This window comes from Chitinophaga sp. YR627 (assembly GCF_900114995.1).
Lineage (GTDB): Bacteria > Bacteroidota > Bacteroidia > Chitinophagales > Chitinophagaceae > Chitinophaga.
In genome coordinates, this window is record NZ_FOUX01000003.1 from 677764 (window position 1) to 699625 (window position 21862).

General features: G+C 43.3%; 13 protein-coding genes. 9 read left to right on the forward strand and 4 right to left on the reverse strand.

All coding sequences use genetic code 11. The features are described 5' to 3' along the window. The first annotated feature begins 14 nt into the window (after positions 1 to 14). From BMZ72_RS18230 to BMZ72_RS18255, 6 genes are all read left to right on the forward strand, one after another. A complete protein-coding gene (locus BMZ72_RS18230; RefSeq protein ID WP_089810857.1) occupies positions 15 to 1370 on the forward strand; it encodes an efflux RND transporter periplasmic adaptor subunit in 1356 nt (451 codons plus the stop codon). Between the two features lie 352 nt (positions 1371 to 1722). After that, positions 1723 to 2010, forward strand: a complete 288-nt coding sequence (locus BMZ72_RS18235) for a hypothetical protein (RefSeq protein WP_089810860.1) — start codon at positions 1723 to 1725, stop codon at positions 2008 to 2010. Positions 2011 to 2132: 122 nt separating this feature from the next. Beyond that, complete coding sequence (locus BMZ72_RS18240; RefSeq protein ID WP_089810861.1) at positions 2133 to 4175, forward strand: glycoside hydrolase domain-containing protein; 2043 nt, start codon at positions 2133 to 2135, stop codon at positions 4173 to 4175. A 354-nt stretch (positions 4176 to 4529) separates the two neighbouring features. Beyond that, entirely contained in the window at positions 4530 to 5552 is a 1023-nt protein-coding gene (locus BMZ72_RS18245; RefSeq protein ID WP_089810863.1) for an NAD(P)H-dependent glycerol-3-phosphate dehydrogenase, read from the forward strand. A gap of 90 nt (positions 5553 to 5642) precedes the next feature. Further along, positions 5643 to 8924, forward strand: a complete 3282-nt coding sequence (locus tag BMZ72_RS18250; RefSeq protein ID WP_089810865.1) for a SusC/RagA family TonB-linked outer membrane protein — start codon at positions 5643 to 5645, stop codon at positions 8922 to 8924. A gap of 20 nt (positions 8925 to 8944) precedes the next feature. Next, the gene (locus BMZ72_RS18255) at positions 8945 to 10459 is read left to right on the forward strand and encodes a SusD/RagB family nutrient-binding outer membrane lipoprotein (protein WP_177222833.1); all 1515 of its coding nucleotides are present in this window, start codon (positions 8945 to 8947) and stop codon (positions 10457 to 10459) included. A gap of 54 nt (positions 10460 to 10513) precedes the next feature. Here BMZ72_RS18255 and BMZ72_RS18260 read toward each other — a convergent pair whose 3' ends face one another. The 4 genes from BMZ72_RS18260 to BMZ72_RS18275 all read right to left on the reverse strand — a co-directional run bounded on the left by BMZ72_RS18260 (position 10514) and on the right by BMZ72_RS18275 (position 14010). Next, positions 10514 to 10843, reverse strand: a complete 330-nt coding sequence (locus BMZ72_RS18260) for a DoxX family protein (protein WP_255373230.1) — start codon at positions 10841 to 10843, stop codon at positions 10514 to 10516. A 57-nt stretch (positions 10844 to 10900) separates the two neighbouring features. Beyond that, positions 10901 to 12211: a DEAD/DEAH box helicase gene (locus BMZ72_RS18265; RefSeq protein ID WP_089810870.1), complete on the reverse strand. Its 1311-nt coding sequence runs from the start codon at positions 12209 to 12211 to the stop codon at positions 10901 to 10903. 35 nt (positions 12212 to 12246) lie between these two features. Continuing rightward, positions 12247 to 13395 (reverse strand): FecR family protein, encoded by a 1149-nt coding sequence (locus BMZ72_RS18270; RefSeq protein ID WP_089810872.1) that lies wholly within the window; start codon positions 13393 to 13395, stop codon positions 12247 to 12249. Between the two features lie 66 nt (positions 13396 to 13461). Then, positions 13462 to 14010: an RNA polymerase sigma factor gene (locus BMZ72_RS18275; RefSeq protein ID WP_089810874.1), complete on the reverse strand. Its 549-nt coding sequence runs from the start codon at positions 14008 to 14010 to the stop codon at positions 13462 to 13464. Positions 14011 to 14377: 367 nt separating this feature from the next. Here BMZ72_RS18275 and BMZ72_RS18280 point away from each other — a divergent pair, with 367 nt between their 5' ends. From BMZ72_RS18280 to BMZ72_RS18290, 3 genes are read left to right on the forward strand one after another with little or no spacing between them, the layout of a single operon-like run. Continuing rightward, entirely contained in the window at positions 14378 to 17743 is a 3366-nt protein-coding gene (locus BMZ72_RS18280) for a SusC/RagA family TonB-linked outer membrane protein (protein WP_089810878.1), read from the forward strand. A 3-nt stretch (positions 17744 to 17746) separates the two neighbouring features. Continuing rightward, positions 17747 to 19192 carry a RagB/SusD family nutrient uptake outer membrane protein gene (locus tag BMZ72_RS18285; protein ID WP_089810880.1) on the forward strand — a complete coding sequence of 482 codons (1446 nt, stop codon included), beginning with the start codon at positions 17747 to 17749 and terminating at the stop codon, positions 19190 to 19192. 18 nt (positions 19193 to 19210) lie between these two features. Beyond that, positions 19211 to 21760, forward strand: a complete 2550-nt coding sequence (locus tag BMZ72_RS18290; RefSeq protein ID WP_089810882.1) for a redoxin domain-containing protein — start codon at positions 19211 to 19213, stop codon at positions 21758 to 21760. Positions 21761 to 21862 lie beyond the last annotated feature (102 nt).

Sequence of the window (21862 nt, forward strand, 5' to 3'; positions counted from 1 at the left end):
AATAACGCCGTTTTATGAAGAGAAAGACACTTTTCTGGATCCTGGGGATCATCATTTTGCTGATCGCTATTTTCGCCTTGAGCAATGCACGCAAGGATGACAGCATTAAAGTGGCTGTCGATAAGGCAGAAGATAAGAATATCATTGAGGTGGTATCTGCCAGCGGCAAGATATACCCTGAAACAGAAGTTAAGGTGAGCTCCGATGTATCAGGCGAAATCGTAGATCTTCCTGTACTGGAAGGCGATTCTGTTAAAAAAGGACAGGTGCTGGCCCGCATTTATGCGGATGTTTATGGTTCTGTAAGGGATAAGGCCACTGCCTCCCTTAGTCAGGCACAGGCACAACTGGCCAATACCGCCGCCTCTCTCAACGCATTCAAAGCAAAACTGGAACAGAGTAAATCTGCTTACGACCGTAACAAGGAATTGCTGGCACAGAAAGTAGTGTCCCGCAGTGAATTTGAAACTGCCGAGGCGACTTACCGTTCTGCCCTGGCTGATTATAACGCAGCCGCAGAGCAGGTGAACAGTAACCGTTATGCAGTGCAGAGCGCGAAGGCGGGTGTGACGGAAGCAAACACCAATCTTCAGCGTACAACTATCGTAGCGTCTATGGATGGCGTGGTATCCCTGTTGCCGGTAAAGAAAGGTGAGCGTGTGGTAGGTACCGGACAAATGAGCGGTACTGAGATCATGCGTATTGCTGATCTGAATATTATGGAAGTTCAGGTGGATGTCGGAGAGAACGATATTCCCCGTGTAAAATATAATGATACTGCTATTGTAGAGGTGGATGCCTATAGTGACCGTAAGTTTAAAGGTATCGTAACGCAGATCGCCAGCTCCAGTAAAGGTGCTGCTACTGCCTCTGCTGCAACTACCTCTTCCGCAGAGCAGGTAACGAGCTACATCGTGCATATCCGTATTCTGGCGGAAAGCTATGCTGACCTGATCGATCCTGCCCATCCGAAGAACTTCCCTTTCCGTCCGGGTATGAGCGCCAGTGTTGATATCCAGACCCGCAGAAAGAATAATGTATTGGCAGTACCTATTAATGCAGTAACTACCCGCGATGTGGTGGATAGTTCCAAAGCCGTAGGTGCGAAGAAAGAAGATCTGGCGGCAGCGAAAGAAAGCGGTAAGAATCAAAAAGAGGTTGTTTTTGTGTTGCAGGCTGATAAGACCGTACGTCAGACCATCGTAACAACTGGTGTGCAGGATGATGCGAATATTGAGATACTGAGTGGGTTGAAGCCGGGAGAGACCATTATCAGCGCTCCTTACTCCGCAGTATCAAAAGATCTTGAACAGGGAAAGAAAGTAAATGTGGTGCCTAAGAAAGAATTATTTGAAGGAACCAGTAAATAAATATTTTAATAGTTAAAAAAGCGAACGGCTCTGTATGAACAGGGCCGTTCGCTTTTTTATACATCCTCCTCTTCGTAAATTTCAAAATTTACTACTCCTGTAAGAAGGAGAATGGTAAATGCTACTTATTGGTTTTTTGTTCACCTGCGAGTGAATTGAGTATTTGAAAACTTGTCAAAACAGCCTGTAGAATCTGCTGTTAATGCACTCATTTTTATGTTTCGAGGTCGGCAGGAATGCCCTCCTATTGCATGGATATTCAATTGTTTAGGAGATGCGGAGAAAACTTAACATTGTCCTGTGTTAATTTAATATTAAATTTATGTTATCACATCAAATAAAGTTACATAATATGTCAAGTACAGATACTGCGAAGCCGGCCAAACCTGCCAAGTCATCCCGAAAAGAAGCTCGCGACACCATAGAAAAGAAGCTGGACCTCCTGTTAGTAGATCTGAAAAATGAATTAGGTGAAACGAAGTTCAAAGACAGAATCAAGAAAGCTGCAAAGCTGCTGAGCAAAGGACTGGACAAAAAGAAAAAGGCAGCAATTGTGAAGAAGAAAGCCGCAAAGAAAGCAGTAAAGAGTGCAAAACCAGTTAAAGCGAAAGCTGAAGCCACAACAAAAGCCGCTGAATAAATAATTGTCATCCGCTTTTAGCTGCGGAATTCTTTTATTTCCTGGTAATAAATAATTAACGGTCCGCCGGTAACAGTTAACTGTTATTTGTGGACCGTCTGCTATATATTTAGGGCTTTTGTATGAAAAAGTCGCTAATATATCTACTGAGCCTGCTTTCTCTCACGGCAGTTGCTCAGCAATCAGGTCAGGTGAATGTATTCCTGGGTTCTTCCGGGGATAACGGGCAAATGTCTCCAGCAGCTTCCTATCCTTTCAGCATGGTGAGCATTGGTCCGGAAACGTATCCTTCCACTCATACAGGGTATGAGTATTATGCTAAAGAATTTCTTGGATTTACCCACAACCGTATGGAGGGCGTGGGCTGTCAGGGTTGCGGTGGTAACCTGCTGGTACGTCCTTTTCTGGGTGATGGTCCGGTAAAGGCGGATCTGATCAAGTACGAAGAACAGGCCTCTCCCGGTTATTATCATGTAGGATTTACCAACGGCATCAAAGCTTCTTTTACCGTTTTCAGGAATGCGGGTCTGCATCAGTACACTTTCCCTGAAGGAAAGAAAGGACTGTTACTGGATCTGGGATTTGCTCATGTTGGTCGTTTTGTGGCAGAAGAGCATACCATAGAAGGTAATGCGGTAAGTGGATGGGTGGAATCCAGAACCACCTGTAGTGCCGGTATCTACAGAATTTATTATTACGTGGAAACAGATCGTCCGGTAAAATGGACCGCTACGCAGGCGCATGAATTGATCGCCAATGTTACGGATAATAACCTGGGCATAAGGGTCGGGTTATCTTCCGTTGGTACTGCTTACGCAAAAGCAGCTATCTCTAAAGAGGCATTTGACGTGGTGCGCGGCAAGAGTGAAAAAGAGTGGAACAATATGTTAGGTCATATTAAAGTGAAAGGCGATCCTGCAAGGGAAAAGCTGTTTTACTCCCTGTTCTACCGTTCTATTCAGTCTCCCTATGTGGTATCAGAATCAGATGGCGCTTATGCTGCCACTAACGGTACTTTACAACACACTAACAGCAAGATGTATAATGGCTGGGCAATCTGGGACAACTACCGTGCGCAGCTGCCTTTATTATCTATCGCTTTTCCGCAGGAATACCAGGACATGACCACCTCTATAGCAGGTCTGTATGCCCATGGCAAAAAAGACTATGCAACACTGCATGAGCCTTCCATTACGGTAAGAACGGAACATGCTGTAGTCGTACTCTTGGATGCCCTGAAAAAAGGCTATAAACTTGATTTTAATGCGATCGCTGACTCCGTGGAGAAAGAGATCAAGGGACTGGATTATGCGCATCCTGATAAGGCGTTGGAATCGTCCTATGATGCTTGGGCGCTGGCAGAACTGTACTATGCACAAAAAGACAAAACCCATGGCGATCAGTATAAAACGCAGGCAGCGGATTATAAAAAGTATTGGTTGAAGGATTTCCAGGATCTCACCAAACGTGATGTGGACCGTATGCAGGCAAGAGGGTTGTATCAGGGTACTATCTGGCAATACCGCTGGTTTGTACCATTCGACCTGAAAGGTTTGATGGAACTGTGTGGTGGTGAGCAGACCTATCTTTCCCAGCTGGATGAGTTTTTTGATAACGACTATTACTGTCATGCGAACCAGCCGGATCTGCAGGCGCCGTTTATGTATAACGTGACCAATCAGCCGTGGAAGTCTCAGGCGCTCGTTCACAAGATAGCTGTTGATACCATGGTACAGCACTATTTTAATGATAACAGCCGTGGTATCGGTTCCGAGATCGGTCCGATCTATAAGAACCAGCCGGCTGCCTATGTCAGAACAATGGATGATGATGCCGGTACGATGTCTTCCTGGTTTGTACTGGTATCTACCGGTATATTCCCTGCCTGTATTGGTTCGCCGGTATACTACCTGAACGTGCCTTTATTTGAATCCGTTGAATGGCAGTGGCCGGGTGCGAAACCGTTCTCCGTACAGGTGAAGAACTTCGGTCCTAAGAATGTATACATCAAAGAAGTGTGGCTGAACGGCAAGAAACTGGACCGCAACTGGATCACCCATAGCGAGATCGCGAAGGGCGGTAAACTGGAGATTGTAGCCAGTGACAAACCAGATATGCAACAGGGCCTTAGTAATAAATGGATCGCAGATATTACCCGCCAATAGTTTGGCCTTAGTTAAATGAAGTGATTGCTATATAAGCTGCAGAGGTCTCCCAGCTAGCCATCCTTATAAGAGTAGGGCTGCTTCTGCTATGGTTTCAGATACCTGGCGGACTGACGCCCGCTTTTAAGACGATTGGGCGGTGGTAGTTGGGCTATACAAGGAAGCATTGAGGGACGTTAGCTGGTTGCAGGGGACGGGCTAAGGTCCGCGTAGGCATCTGAAACCTCCGCTACAAGCACCGGTTGATAGATTAATTGGAGGTAGGCGGGGGATATCTGGGAGACATCTGTTTTTTTGCCGTCAGGAAATGAAGACTTAACGTTATGGTCATATTAGCAGGTAAAATTCCTTACTTTGCGAGAAAAAGACAGATACGTGAAAGCAGGTATTATCGGTAGCGGCAGTTGGGCAACAGCATTGGCCAAGATTTTAACGGATAATGGTAATCAGATTTCCTGGTGGATCCGGAATGAAGACACGATCCGGTATATGCAGCTGCGTCATCATAACAGGCATTATCTCACCTCCGTGTATTTTGACACGAATATGGTGAAACTGAGCAGCAACCTGGAAGAGGTAGTAGCTGCAAGTGATGTGCTGGTGCTGGCTGTACCTTCTGCTTTTCTGGAGGATGTCATGTTGCAATTGTCACCCGAGGCGCTGAAAGGCAAGAAGGTGGTGAATGCGGTAAAAGGGCTGGTACCGGGAAGCAATCTGCTGATCAACGATTATCTGTCGGATATTTTTGATCTTCCGCTGGAACAGTATTATGCTATTACGGGTCCTTGTCATGCGGAAGAAGTAGCTAATGAGAAACTATCCTATCTGACCTTTTCAGGTTTACAGGAATCATCCGCACAATCTATTGCGGATATGTTCACTAACAGTTATCTGCAAACGATCGTTAATCGCGATGTGATTGGTGTACAACTGGCAGCGGTCCTGAAGAATATCTATGCATTAGGTGCGGGTATTGCACACGGACTGGAATACGGTGATAATTTCCTCAGTGTATATATTACCAATTGTTTCCGGGAGATGCAGTCTTTCCTGGAAGCGTATGGAAAAGACCATAGTGAAGCGGGCGCACATAACTATAACGCCAGCGCCTATCTTGGCGACTTGTTAGTAACCTGTTATTCTTTGCATAGCCGTAACCGTACTTTTGGTAACATGATCGGTAAGGGGTATTCTGTGAAGGCGGCCCAGCTGGAGCTGAATATGATCGCAGAGGGCTATTATGCCAGTAAATGCCTGTTTGAAATGAACATGGAAGTAGGCGCTTATATGCCTGTTGCTCAGGCCGTATATACTATATTATGGCAGAACTTAAATCCACGTGAAGCCTTCCTTTCCCTTGAAAAGGGATTTATTTAACTGATTGTTAACGTCTTGTTAAAATAGCGATAAGATAGGATTGTAACCTTCGCAGCAGAATTCATCAACCACTAAAACTTGTATTCTGCTATGCGCTACACACGTCTATGCCTACAATTCCTGTCGTTAGGCGTTTTCCTTCTTTTATTTTCCGTGAGTGTGATGGCCCAGCAGGCTATCAGCGGGAAAGTAATTTCCGGGGACGACAAGCAGCCATTACCTGGTGCAACCATACAGGTAAAAGGTGCATCTAAAAAGACCATTACAGATAATGCCGGCAATTTCAGCATTCAGGCCGGGAACAGTGACATCCTTATTATCAGTAGTATCGGATTTACCACACAGGAAGTAAGCGCCTCTCAGGCCGCTAATATTGTGCTTCCTACTGACACCCGTGGCTTGGGTGAGGTAGTGGTGACCGCATTAGGTATCAAAAAAGAACGTAAAAAGTTAGGTTATTCTCTGCAGGAGGTAAAAGGTGAAGACCTGACCGTTGCAAGAGAATCTAACGTAGTTAACCAGTTGGCTGGTAAAGTAGCTGGTGTAACTGTAATTGGTAGTCCATCCGGTATAGGTGGTTCCGCAAGGGTATCTATCCGTGGTGAAAGATCGGTAGATCTTAACAAGAACCAGCCATTATACGTAGTGGATGGTGTACCTATCAGCAATGCCATCAATGGCGGTTCCGGTAGCAATAACCTGGAAGTGGACTTCGGTAACGGCGCCAGTTTCATCAACCCGGATGATATTGAGAGCATGAACGTACTGAAAGGACCTGCTGCTGCGGCCCTTTATGGTTCCCGTGCAGCGAATGGTGTGGTAATGATCAAAACCAAATCCGGCCGTAAACAAAAGGGTCTGGGTGTGGAAGTGAACAGCAATATCACCCTGGAATCAGCTTTGAAACTGCCTGAATACCAGAAAACGTATGGTCAGGGTAACGCCAGCGGCGGCGATTTCGCCTTTGTAAACGGTGGTGGTGCGGGTTTATCAGATGGTACTGATGAAGGCTGGGGTCCTGCTTTCCGTGGACAGCTGTTCCCTCAGTTTAATTCTCCCCGTACTTTGAATGGTCAGGCTATTCCTTATACTGGTGGTGATATGAATGCACCGGCAGGTAGCGTGATCACCCCAAGCGCCTGGGAAGCAGACAATGATAACCTGAAGAATTTCTTACAGACCGGCAGAACCTTCACCAATAACGTTGCCCTGGTAGGTGCTAACGACAATGGTGATTTCCGTCTGAGCTATACCAATCTTAATCAGACTGGTATCGTACCCAATACTGATCTGAAAAGAAATACTACCAGCTTTTCTGCTGGCTACCATTTCACGCCAAAGTTCACCGCAAAGGCATTCGTAAGCTATATCAAGAGCGAAAGTGACAACCGTCCTTCCATCAGCTATGGTACTGAGAGCATCATGTATCTGTTCAACTGCTGGTTGCCTGCTTCTGTTAGAGTAAGCGATCTGAAGCGTTTGTGGCAGCGTGGTCTGGACAACAGACAACAATATAACTGGAACTACAACTACCATGATAACCCATATCTGACCGTATATCAGAATACGAATGGTCAGTATTATGATCGTCTGATCGGTAATGTTGTATTAAGATATGATCTCGCCAGCTGGTTAAACCTCCAGGTACGTACTGCTACTGACTGGAGCAATGAGCGTCGCGAGTATCGCAGAGCTTTCAGTACACAGCGTTTCCCCTACGGTGAGTACCGTGAAGTGAACATTGTGAACGAAGAGCGTAACACAGACTTCCTGTTCGCAGCTGATAAAGAGATCAATTCTAACTTCTCTTTCAATGCTACCCTGGGTGGTAACCAGATGCGTCAGACTTCCCGTTTCAATGAGGATATCGCTGGTCAGCTGAATATCCCGAATGTATACCGTCTGACGAACTCCCGCATTGCACTGGTATCAAACCAGAATAATGTAGGTAAGCGTATCAACAGCTTCTACGGATCAGCGGGTGTTTCCTACAAGAACAAGCTGTTCCTGGATTTCACCGGTCGTAACGACTGGAGTAGTGCACTGACACTGCCGGAAGATCTGAAAGCTTTCGGACAGGAGCAGAATTCCTATTTCTATTCTTCAGTGGCCCTGAGTGCTATTATCAGCGATATGGTGAAGCTGCCATCTGTAATCAGTTTTGCGAAACTGAGAGGAAGTTTTGCGCAGGTAGGTAATGATACCGATCCATTTGCCTTTACACAGACCTTTAACCGTAGCGATCCATTTGGCGCTTCTCAGATCTATGGCGAGACCAGCCGTTTATCTAACCTGAACCTGAAACCGGAGATCAGCAATGCCTTTGAATTTGGTGCTGACATCCGTTTCTGGCAGAACAGAGTAGGACTGGACCTGACTTATTACCAGAGTAATACAAAGAACCAGATCCTGAACATTCCATTATCTAACACCAGTGGTTATGAGAGCCGTGTGATCAATGCCGGTTCTATCCGTAACCATGGTTTTGAGGTAATGCTGAATGTCACTCCGATCAAGACGAAGTCTTTCAACTGGGATGCTTACGTAAACTTCTCTTCTAACCGCAGTAAGGTACTGGAGCTGACTGACGGTCTGACCAACTATGTAATGGCAGACAGAAACGTATCAGTAGAGGCGAGAGTTGGAGAGCGTATGGGTGATCTGTACGGTATTGGTTTCGCGCGTGTACAGAACACAGATGCGAATGCACCTTACTATGATGCAAGCGGTCAGTATACCGGTCAGATGGTATTCGCAGCGAATGGTCGTCCGGTAGCTACTACCGAAAGGATCAGACTGGGCAACTATAATCCTGACTGGTTGATGGGTATCGGCAATACATTTACTTATAAAGGTGTACGTCTGAGCTGTCTGTTTGATGTGCGTCATGGTGGTAAACTCTATTCACTGACACAGACTGTAGGTCGTGAAGGCGGTATCATTAAAGAGACCCTGGAAGGACGTGCAGATGGTTATGATATGAGCAAACCAGGCAATGGTGTGATCGGATCAGGTGTGGTACAGGCGGCAGATGGTAAGTTCAGTCCGAACACTACCAAGGTAGCGGTACGTGAGTGGCACAGTGCCTGGACCGGTGGTCGTAACATCGCCGAGGGTGTAATGTATGATGCATCATTTGTAAAACTGCGTGAACTGCAGATCGGTTATTCCTTCCCCGGATCATTTAAAAAGGGGGTGATCAAAGGTATGAACGTATCACTGGTAGGCCGTAACCTCTTCCTGTGGGATAATGTACCACACGTAGATCCAGAGGTGATGTCTTATTCCGGCGGTACAGCCCTGCCTGGTATTGAGTATATGAGCTTGCCAAGCAGCCGTAGCTACGGTGTGAACCTGAGTTTTAAATTATGATCACCTTTAAACAAGCAATCATGAAATTCTTAAAAATATTTTTACTGGCCGGCCTTTTATCATCCTGTACACACGACTTTAGTGATACCAACACTAATGAGAACAACCCTACCAATGTGACACCTGACCTGCTGCTGAGCGGGGTGATCAAGAATATGATGAGTAACCAGGTGAATACTGCCTGGGGTATTGGTAATATCGTAGCGCAGCATCATGCCAAGATACAGTTCGTAAATGAGGACCGTTATCTGTGGGGTGAGCAGAATGGTGTGTGGGACGATGTTTACAATAACTATCGTAATCTGCAGAACATCTTCACTGCTGTAGGTGCAGATTCTACCAATCCTTACCTGGGTGTATCTCTGGTGCTGAAGTCATGGATGTTTGCCCTGGCGACAGATACTTATGGAGATGTACCTTATTCAGAGGCTGGCAGAGCCAAACTGGAAGGTAAATACCAGCCTAAGTACGATGACCAGGAGTCGATCTATGCCGGTATTCTGGCTGATCTGAAGAGAGCGAACAGCTATCTGGCGAAGAGCGGTACTACCCTGGATGGAGACATCCTGTATGGCGGTGGCGCGAATGCGATCCTGAAATGGCGTAAGCTGGCGAATTCCCTGAGACTGCGCTACCTGTTGCGTCTGTCTAAGAGAAAAGACGTCAGTGCTGAGATGGCTGAGATCCTGTCTAATCCGTCTACTTATCCGGTATTCACGGATAATGCGGACAATGCTGAGCTGAAATATCTGTCAGCTGCTCCTAACCAGTGGCCTTTGTATGATGCCCGTGTGGGTTCATTTGATGAATTCAGGGTGAGTAAAACGTTAAGTGATCGTCTGACGACACTGAACGATCCCCGTCTGAAAGTATTTGGTCGTCCGAGCCAGCGATCAGTGGCTGCCAATGCGCCAAAGATCGAGGGTATTCCGAACGGTCTGAGCGATGTAAATGCGCTGGCTTATAATGGTGGTGTACAGGGTGTATCCAGAGTAGGTTATACGTTTGCCTGCCTGGTTTGTAACGACATCGGACAGGCCGCACCAGATCCGGCAGCACCAAGAGCCCTGATCATGACCTATGCTGAGTTACAGTTTACGCTGGCGGAAGCAAGAGAGCGTAATATGATCACTGCAGGCGATGCTGCTACTTATTACAACAATGGCATTACTGCCAACTTTAACTACTGGAAGAGCATTGTACCGTCTCAATACGGTATTGACGTAACGATGCCGGCTAACTATCTGACCCAGGCGACAGTTGCTTATACCGGCACCCAGGCAGAGAAACTGGCAAAGATCGCTTTACAGAAGTGGGTGGCTTATTACTTTAACGGACTGGAAGCATGGTTTGACTGGAGACGTACAGGTATGCCTGAGATCGTGCCGGGTCCATCGAACCTGAACAACAACCAGGTACCGGTAAGATTTATCTATCCTCAGAAAGAGCAATCACTGAATGGCGGCAATCGTGGAGATGCTGTTAAACGCCAGGGAGCTGATAACCTGAACACGCGTATGTGGATTGCTAAATAACAGTAATTACTTTTTGCATTGTCCGGCCATTTCTGCAAAGGGATGGCCGGATTTTTATTTTGTGAAGTACCAGGCCCACCAGATCAATACAAACTGGAACGGAAGCCTTAATAAGGGCAGCCAAAGCATGGGATGTTTCGTTGCATAGTAGTTGATGGCCATCTGGATGTTAGCGGGAAATACGGCCAGGAGGAGGCCAATAATGATCCAGGCGCCTATATTCCGCGAAGCGGCGGGGAGGAGCAGTACCCCCCCTGCCACTTCCACACCGCCGCTGATATATACGAGTTCGGTCTGGAAGGGCAGCCAGGGAGGCATGATGCCTATATAAATTTCCGGATTGATGAAGTGATTGATACCGGCGGCCACATAAATAGCTGCCATAATATATAAGGAAATCCTACTGCGCATATCATATAAACGCGGATTCCCTTAAGTAGTTTATTTCGCTACATCAATGTTTACTTTCTTATTCTTGATCTTTTCGTTCTTTATCAGATTGAGGGTGTGTGCAGCTTTACTTTTCCTTACGGCAACGAAGGAGAAGAAGTCTTTTACTTCGATCAGGCCTACATCTTCCTTTTTCATCTGTCCTTTGTTGGTGAGGAAGCCCACAATGTCAACTTTGTTGACCTTGTCCTTCTTACCAGCACTTATGTAGAAAGTCGTCCATTTCGGTTTTTCCGGCAGTTCGTACTTCGCTTCCAGGGTGATGAGTTCCGGATTTTCTTCTACATAGGAAGGCATTTTCTCGTCTGGCCCTATGATGAGGATGGCGGTGCCACTGGCGTCCATTCTGGCGGTACGGCCATTCCTGTGTGTGTAGGTATCGGCAGTATGTGGCAGGTGGTAGTGAACGATATATCTGATGTTGGGTATGTCGAGTCCGCGGGCGGCGAGGTCGGTGGTCACGAGGAGATTGCTGGTACCATTCCTGAATTTGCTCAGTGCGGCATCTCTATCCCGTTGTTCCATAGCACCATGGTAGAATACGCTGGTGATGCCGGCGTCTTTCAGGGCCGCGTTGGTACGTTCTACGGCTTCGCGATGATTACAGAAGACGATGGTAGAACGGTTACCGAGGTAGCAGACCAGTCTGAAAAGGGTGTCCAGTTTATCTTTATCCTCGCTTTCCACATATTTTATAGCCAGGGCTTCTGACTTTTCTTCTGTGAGGAAGTCCAGTTTTATTGGATCTGTGATGCCAACGAAGCCGGGGATATCAACGCCTTCGGTGGCGGAGGTCAGGATCCTCTTTTTCAGCCCTGGCAGGGATTCGATGATAAATTCAATCTCATCCTGGAAGCCCAGTTCGAGGGATTTATCGAATTCATCCAGTACCAATATCTTAATACCAGCTGTTTTGATATTCTCTCTGCGGATGTGGTCGCCGAGTCTGCCGGGCGTACCGACGATCAGCGCAGGCGCTTCCACCAGGTTATTTTCTTCCGTTTCACGGAGGTGTCCGCCGTAACAGCAGGTTACTTTATATCCAGTGGTCATGGTTTTCCAGACCTTTTCGATCTGCATGGCCAGTTCGCGGGAAGGCGCTACGATTAAAGCCTGGGTACCAGGCGTGTTTTTGTCTAATTGTTCCAATATAGGGATCAGGAAGCCAAGGGTCTTACCTGAGCCGGTATTGGAGAGAAGAATGACATTGTCGGCCTTTTGATTGGCGTCAATGGAAGCGAGCTGCATCTCATTGAGTGCATCGATTTTAAAGGCGTTGAGTATGGAGGCGTATTTTTGCATCGGGGCAAAAGTACGGATTTCTTAGGGAGTGGTATTTAACGGATGTGCAGGACCCCATCTTTGTAGTAGGAATCAGCCCCGGTGGTCAGCTTGATAGCGTCCAGGAACTCCTGTATAGGTTCTGCTTTCAGGATCGTACCGGTGAACTTCTTTTCAGCGATGGCGGGATTGTCGATGACAACCTTTACGCCATACCAGCGTGGGAGTACCCTGGTGATTTCGCTCATCGGAGTATTATCCAGTTTATACCTTCCCTTAATCCAGAGTAATTCATTTTCGTTTAAAGCAGTCAGCGTTGTCCCTTTATTTTCCAGGTAGGTAATTGCCTGTCCTGGTTTGAGGATGGTTTGTTTCTCTGCGGCAGCAAAAGAAACGGCGCCTTCTACCAGGGAGACTTTTACGCGTCCGGAGTCGTAAGTATTTACATTAAAAGAAGTTCCAAGCACCTGTACGGCGCCATTTGGGGTGTGCAGGATAAAGGGCCTGTTATGGTCTTTTGCGACCTGTAAGTAGGCTTCTCCATCTAAGAACACTTCTCTGGTATTGCCGCTGAAGTGGAAGGGAAAGCGGAGAGCCGTGGCACTGTTCAGGAATACGATGGTACCATCAGATAATGTGATGTGGTAGTCCATGCCTGGGGGAACCCATAGTTTGTTTACCTGTTCTGTATTGCCGGTATTGTCTTTTGTGGAGTAGGAGAGAGCATTATTGCTATTCCTCAGTTGCGTTCCACCGGTGACAGTGATACTATCTTTAGGGGCAGAGAGGTCGATGACTTCTCCATTGGATAATTGTAGCTGCAGTGTTTTATTATTAGCCGCTAAGTCCTGGGGTGGTTTTATTTTACCAGAATGGCTGGTAAAAAGAGGGTATATAAAAACAACGAATGCAGTTACAGATGCGGCAACGAGCAGCATACTAAAAGCAATACTTTTCCTTTTACGGAGTTTTCTTTCTTTCAGTTTGTCTTCGATCTGAGTGAAGGCGGCTTCATTATCGAGCTGTTGTATGGCGGGTTCACTGGACCAAATGGCGTATTCCTGCTGGAGCTGTTCGAATTCGGTTTTTAGTTCCGGATACTCTTGTAATGCATTTTGAAGGAGTTGCTCATCTGTTTCGTTAATAACCCCCATCACCACTTTTTCATTCATCAGCTGATGAATACGATCCCTATCTAATTCCATGAGTTATTATTAATTCAAGTATAAGAGTATTGCTCTCCCCAAATGGGTGATATAATTATATGATTATTATGACAATTTTTCACGCAATGTTTTAATTGCGGTAGCGAGGTGAGTCTTGACAGTATTATCGCTTAATCCCATGACGCTGGCTACTTCTTTTCTCTTCATGCCCTGAAGGACGTAGAGTTGGAATGCTTTGCTTCTCTGTGCTGGCATAAATTTCAGTAGTTCATTCACTTTATTGTCGATATAATCGCGGACAGTTGGCTCTTGTTCTTCTTCGAGGTGTACGGTTGGCTCTTCCTGTGAAGAATAGTATTCCTGTTGTGATTTTTGCAGACTCTTCTGTCGCTTTAAGATAAGCATACAATTGTACCGTATAGAGATATATAGATATCCCTTGAGGTTGGTGTGTATATTATTGTACCGCTTTTTTTCGAAGAAGTCGATAAAGAATTCCTGTAGTACGTCTTTTGCTTCTTCTACGTCACACAAAAGCCGGCTGGCTTCGAACAGCAGTAGCTTTTCGAAACGCATGTACATTGTCTTATACGCCTTTGTATCCCCGGATTTTAGTTCTTGTAACAGCAAGTCGTCATTCACATCGGTGTGCATGCTGGTTGATTCTGTATGAATGATTATGATTGAAAAAGCACGTCGCAAGCTAGTACGCTCTACGTTAATATCATAATGTTTCCCATTAAATTATTGTTGCCTGTTCTGATGTACGACACTTTAATTTACGCCCTTTCTTTCGAATTATTTCTTAATAATCAGTTAACATAGCCTGAAAGTCCCTATTTTACTATGTCTTCGCAGATGGGTGAGCCTATCCGTCAAAAAAAATATATTCCCTGAATTCACCCATTTTCAAATCGCCTATTCTTTAAGGATAGAAAGGGGGAACCTTTTTGCCTAGCTAAATTCATTACCAAATATCGTCAGGTGACTGTGTATTAACTAACCATTTAGTCTTGTCCTTATGCATCAAAAATTTACTCACTGCTACGCAGCCCGTAGCTTAATGGGCATATTTTGCCTGTTACTTCCCTGTATTTATTCCGTTGCGCAGAAGAGTACGCAGCCGGGTAGAAATGTCACACTTACCAGTAGCCGTATTGCGCTGGGAGACGTTTTCAATGTCATTGAAAAACAGACCGGTATTTTGCTATTCTTTGGAGACCTTAATACCAATCAGACCGTTGGGGTGAAGTTTGTTGCCACCCCGGTAGAAGAGGCGTTGGGAGAGATGCTGCCACCGATTGGACTGACGTATGAATATGTGAAGGGCAATAAGGATAAGATATTTATAAAGTCGATCATGCCGACGAAAAAGGATACGGTGATGATGACGAGTATCAGTGGGGTAGTGACGGATGAGAAAGGTGAGCCGCTGCCGGGGGCGAGTGTGAGAGTGAAGGGGACGAATGTGGGGACGGCGACGGAGAGAAATGGTAGTTTTACGTTGAGGCGTAATAGTGAGAAGGATGTGTTGCAGATTAGTTTTATGGGGTTTACGATGGAAGAAGTGGCTGTTGGAGGGAGAGCGAATGTGAAGGTGAGGCTGAAGCAGGAGGATAATAGTTTGAGGGTGGTGACGGCTTATGGGACTACGGAACAAAAAGCTTTGACTGGTGCAGTTACGGTCGTTAAGGGAGAACAGATTCAAAGTTTGCCGAACAGAAGTTTTGACAAAAGTCTTCAAGGGTTAGTACCTGGGCTAATGGTTACTGGTGGCACTGGACAGCCCGGTGGAGGAATGAGTAACTTTGTACTTCGCGGTATCGCTACTGCTGCTGATCCTCAGAATGGATCAACTGTTAGAAATCCGCTGATTGTAATAGATGGAATTCCCGTTTCACAAGATCCTTTGCAGTTGACAGTCCGTAGCTCAGCAACTCCTATCAGCAACCCATTATCCCAACTCAATCCTTCTGATATAGAGTCGATTTCTGTCCTGAAAGATGCTTCTGCAATTTCGTTGTATGGATCCAGAGCAAGTAACGGTGTTTTGTTGGTTACAACTAAAAAAGGGAAATCAGGAAAGACTACTGTCAGCTTTCGTCATCAGACAGATATTTCCACTCCATTAATGGGTAAGACAAAAGTTCTCAATCAACAGGAGTATCTGGGCCTATTAAGAGATACTTACTTAGCCAGTGGGTACACCGAAGAAATGTATCTCGGAGATTTACATTCGAAATTCCCCTACAAGGTGCCTTCAGCAGGAGATACACTTTTTTATGATGCTGACAACTGGAAGAATAATTTATATAAGAAAGCTGCAACTACACTTTCCAATGAAATATCAATTTCCGGTGGAAACGAGAATAGCAATTTTTATATTAACCTGGAGTATACTAAGCAAAATGGTGTTGCAAGAGCTACGGGTTATGACAGAAAATCTCTGAGGATTAATTTTGAGAATCGGCTTAGTGATTGGATAAAGATGGGAATATTGAGTAGCTTTTCGTATGGCAAACAAGATTATTCGAGCACTGGACATGATGCGACTAATATTGCACTTGTCGATTTGATGTCTCCATTGAACCCTGCCCGCTTAGATAATGGTTCATACATTCTGAATTATAAATGGGGGACAGTAATATCGCCCACCTTACAGGCCAATCCGGTTGCTGCTGCTGAGTACAACTTAAATAGAAATACGTCTTATACCGGACTTGGTAAGGTCTATGCTGAAATTAAATTACTGCCATTCTGTTCTTTTACTTCGAGTTTGGGAACAAATTTTATACTGACAGAGGCCAAGGAAAAAACGGACCCGAGATTAATTTCAGATGATGGATATGATGTGGGCATTGGAAGTGTTGCGGAACGCGACATAAGAAGAGCCTCTTTTATATTCAATAATATTTTGAGAGTAACAAGGTCTTTAGGTGAGAAGAACAATTTTAATATTTTGTTGGGTCAGGAAGTACAGATGCTTAATGAGAAGAGTTTGCTTGTCAAAGTTACTGGACTTAAATTACCTTATTACGACCAGATAAGTAGTCCTGGTACAAAACTTCAATCTTTCAATGGAGCGACGGCTCGTGAAAATTTATTATCATATTTCGGGCAAATAAATTACGATTACGACAATAAATATCTGTTATCAGCAAGTGTCAGAAGGGATGGATCTTCCAGATTTGGTAGCGACAGGAAATTTGGAGACTATTGGTCTGTAGGTGCAGGTTGGGTTTTGACGAAAGAGTCTTTTTTGTCAGATCAGAAGTGGATTGATTTTCTGAAAATCAGAGGTAGCGTAGGCGCTGCTGGTAATGCATCTGCGATTAATTATTCGACCAAGTATGATAGAATAAATTTAGTCGATATCTCCGATGGCCTTGCAATATATCCAACGACACAACCTGGTAACCCCGATGTGCAATGGGAACAAACCTTATCTACAGATATCGGGCTTGAAGCACAACTGTTCAGGAATAAACTTTCTCTTAACGTAGACGCATATAAAAGGAATACATCAGATCTGATTTACTTAATAAATCTTCCGTTTAACTCTGGATATTATAGTGTGCTTTCAAATATAGGCAAAATGCAGAACAGGGGGATTGAGATCACTGTATCTGGAAATATTATTCAGAATAAGAACTTCATCTGGCGGGCTAATGCAACCTGGAGCACCAATCAGAATAAACTGGTAAGAGCAGATGTATCTGAATCTGTGTTAAAGACAGACCAGCTGGCAAATGAAGAGGGTCGGAACTTTAATTCTTTCTATTTGCCAATATGGGAGGGTGCGAATCAGGAAGATGGGAAGCCCATGTGGCGTGATGGTAATGGTAAAGCTACCGATGATTATAGTTCGGCTCCAAGAACCTTTGTTGGAAAGCCGCAGCCAGATGCTTTTGGTGCAATAACAAATACGTTCACACATAAGAATATTGAGCTCTCGTTGATGTTATATTACCAATATGGGTTCCAGATCTATAATAATGCTTTTAGAAGTCTTAATTCCGATGGTGAAAACCCATTTGTTAACCAAAGTGTGGATGCATTAAACAGATGGGAGAAGCAGGGGGACAAGGCGAGCAATCCTCGTAGATATCTTAACAATATTGATGGTGGCACAAGGCACTCAACGAGATATTTATTTGATGGAGATTTTTTGAGAGTAAAGAATATCAGATTGTCATATAGGTTAATGGGAGAACAATTAGAACGCGTCAATATTTCTATGCTTACTTTCTTTTTACAGGCAGATAACTTGTTAATTATCACTAAATATCCTGGACAGGATCCAGATAATGTCAGTACTGTAGGGACAGTAAATTTTCCTTATCCGAATCAAAGAAATTTTTCTCTTGGAGTTAATATGAAATTATAGGTCATGAAATATATAAAATGTCTTTTAATTCTTTTGATAGGAGTCTTCTCCTTTCAGTCCTGTAAAAAGGATTTTTTAGAGGTTCCTATAACGAATGATACTTTTCGGCAGGATTACGTTAAAGACTTAAATACGTTAGATGAATTTTTGAATGGTATATATCTACAGTTATCAACACGTTTTTTTAAGGGATATTTTTTAATCTACCCTGATTTAGTTTCAGATAATGTAAAACCTGTTGATGGGTCTGATATATTATCGTATCTGTATCGTTGGGCGCAACAAAGCAATAGTGATAGATCTGCTTCGGGAATCAATGACGAATCTGTCAATATGAACTCTGCTTGGTTTGTAGGATACAGAATAATTAGAGATTGCAATTTCGTGTTAGAGCAGGCAGATAGTTATAAAAGCCAGAATGCAGCAAAAGCTGATCAAATTAAGGGACAGGCATATGCAATAAGGGGATTTATTCATTTCATGTTGTGTAATGTTTTTTCTCAGCCTTATAACTATCAGCAGGGAGCGACTCATTTAGGTATTCCATATGTTAAAACATCGGACTGGTCAAAAGTGGTTCATCGGGAATCTGTAGCTAGTGTATATGAAGATGTGATCAATGACTTTAACACAGCCTTATCTTTAATGACGCTGGAGGAGCCGTCAAAATATAGATTCAACCGGCGTGCAATAATTGCAGCTTTGTCAAGAGTTTTTTTATATAAAGGAGATTTCCTGCAGGCGAAAAATATGGCATTGGTTATTTGTCGGGAGGTACCGTTGCTATCCAGTTATAATTATCCTGAAAAACTATTTACTACAGAAGAAACAGAGGCTGTTTTTCAGTTGCCTCCAGCTTGGGGTGGAAGTGGGGCCGGTAACTATTACACTTATTTTGCTGGATTTTATTATAATCCAGGCTCTATCCAGTTTTCTGCCACAGAAGATATCGCTAAAGTTATTTCCGAAAGCAAAACGGATAAGCGTAATGATTGGATAAAACCAATGGGGGATAAATGGATTGTTAGTAAATATCCAAGCAATATTGTTTTTGGTTTCCCTGATCCGGGAGCATCTTCCTATTATCAAACTATCATTCGTTCGTCAGAAATGTATCTTACCGCTGCGGAAGCTTATTCAAGGCTGAATAAGGCAGATAGCGCTCAATGGTTTCTGGATAAAATAAGAATGCGTGCGGACTCTCTGGCCGTCCCTACTACTGTTCAGGGAGAACAATTGAATGAATTAATCTATACAGAACGTAGAAAAGAATTTGCGTTTGAAGGCGCCAGAATTTTTGATTTACTCAGACTCTCTATGCCTATAGTGCGTAAAGATGTACTTCCTGGTGGACCTAAGATGATGTTACTACCAAATGAAAAGGCAATAGCGCCTATTCCTGTTCCGGATGTTGAGTTGTCAAATTTGCAGCAGAATCCCGGATACTAAAATAGAAAAAGATAGTTTATGATAGTTAGATTCTTATTCTTGACTTTTTTCTTATGTAGTTATTTTTCATCATCAGGTATGATGAAAGAGGCTACCTCAAAAATTAGGATACAAGGTAAATTTACGCGAAGTGCGGATAGTCAGGAGTTTACCTACGATTATTGTTTTTCTGATGATATTGATGTAGTAGACGCATGGCGTACAGGGAAAGTGTTGGTTCAAGATGGAGTAGGTAGTATTGAATTAATTGTCGATCGGCCTATTTTGATTTCGTCAAGGCAAATATTTGGCAGAGATGGTATTTATTATATTGAACCAGGTGCCGTTATTAGTTTAGATCATATTTCAGACTCTTTGATTGTCATCACCGGAGCTGGATCGGAAAATGTCAAATTAAAGAATAGTCTGGATCAATTTAAACGTGGGTTGGCGTCTTCATTGAAAGGATCTTCATTGGTAACTAAATCAGTAGAGGAATTCCTGGGCTGGAATAATATACTTAATAATCAAATTGTTAAGGTTGTCCAATATTTAGAAACGCAACGAAAAAATCTGACTCCCCAGGCGTTTCTTTACCTAAAAGCTAATTCTATAATTTATTATGAAAAGAAAAGACTTGATAAATTTTGGGGATTAAAAAACTTATATGAAAAGCAAAAGAATACTTTCCATGATCTGTCTTTGATATTTGATTCTACATTTTATGGACAATATGGAAGCTGGATTCGATCTCTTTCTAATGGACTGTCTGAAGAACCATATTTTTATGCTTTTAATAGAGCAGAGATCTTTAGGAAATACGATTTCGATATACGTAATGAAAATATTAATACCGATGTGAAGCGTCGTTTGCTTTATTATGCCCTTGCTAAACAAAAGTATAAAGGTATTATTCGTGAAAAACTCCTTGTTTATATGTTGACTGATCAAACTATAAAAGAGGTCGGTTTCGCGGAAGAAACAGAAATGTTACTTAATGATTATTATAGCCAGGAAGGGTTCAAACAATTTAAAAAATGGGTGAAAGAGTATGAATTAGTGTCTCGTAATTTAAGGAATGGTCGGCCAGCTCCGCAGTTTTCTTTAAAAAATGTTGATGATTTGGAATTTACACTTGAACAGTTTAAAGGAAAACCCGTTATCCTTGATTTTTGGTTCACAGGTTGTGTTGGCTGCTTACAAATGACACCGACATTAAGGAAAGTTGAGCAATATTTTGGAGAGGAAGTGGTTTTTATTAGCATATGTGTTGATAAAGAAAAGGCGACTTTTTTAAAAAGTGTAAAAGATGGGAAGTATACAACTGGTAGGTCTTTAAATTTGTATACCAATGGATTGGCACAAGATCATAAAATTTTGAAGGAATACAATATTCGGTCATATCCTAGTTTGTTTATGATAGATCCTAATGGGAATATCATAAATAATCCTATGCCTGATATCAAACAGGGGGATGGTGAAAAGCTGGTGGGACTTATAAAAGAACAACTGGTATTCAGAAAAGATGGACCTTATGTATTTGGCAACGCTGACACGCTTAAAAGTTATCGGCTTAATGGAGATTCAGTTTTTTTTGATAGTTATTTAAAGAAATCGGGTGAGCGGTTACGCTTATTACCAGATGTATCAAAACTCGAATTCGATATTTCACTAATGGATTCCTACGAAGATGAACCTTCAGTATTTGAAAAACCAGATAAGATAGTAGTCATGTCAGATATAGAAGGAAATTATACCGCCTTCAAAAAACTATTGCTATCAAATGGTATTATTGATTCTTCATTCAACTGGACGTTCGGGAGGGGACATTTAGTTTTAAACGGAGATATATTTGATAGAGGGAACCAGGTTACGGAATGTCTATGGTTGATATATACTTTGGAGTCCAGGGCAAAGGCTGCGGGTGGATATTTGCATTTTATATTAGGAAACCATGAGATAATGAATCTTCAGGGAGACTGCCGATACAATGCTGCGAAGTACAAGGAGAATGCTCGTTTAATGAGTCGCTCTTATCAACAGTTGTATGACTCAACTTCGGAGCTTGGCCAGTGGCTTAGAACAAAAAATATAATGGAAAAAATCGGCGACGCTTTGTTTGTACATGGTGGTATAAGTGCTCCAGTTAATAATTTAGGAATGTCAATTTTGCAGATAAACCAGATGGCAAGGAAATGGATAGATAAATACAATCTTCCTGTTGATAAAATGCCAGAGTCAGCACGTATACTTTTTAATTCAAAAAGTTCTCCTTTATGGTACAGGGAGTATTACCTGGATAGTGAGGTGAAGGCTTATAGCAATGGTCGTACTGTATTTAAGGCGTCTAATACGCTTATTGATTCGTCATTGCATAAATTTAATGTGAGTCAAATCATTACCGGACATACCATCGTTGCTGATACCATAAGTGTTCATTTTGGAGGAAAGGTTATTAATACCGATACTAGACATGCAAAGGGAAAGTCTGAATCACTCTTTATTGATAATAGTGGTTATTATAGAGTTAATTCAAGTGGTGAAAGGAAAAGACTGCAGGTTTCTCTTGTAGAAGATGTCGTGAGGTGAATTGAATGAATGTTTTGGTGATTATTTATTTTAACGTTAAAGAATATTGGTGTTACCAGTTCTTTAACGTTAAATATAGATATAAAGCAGCTTGCTGATACA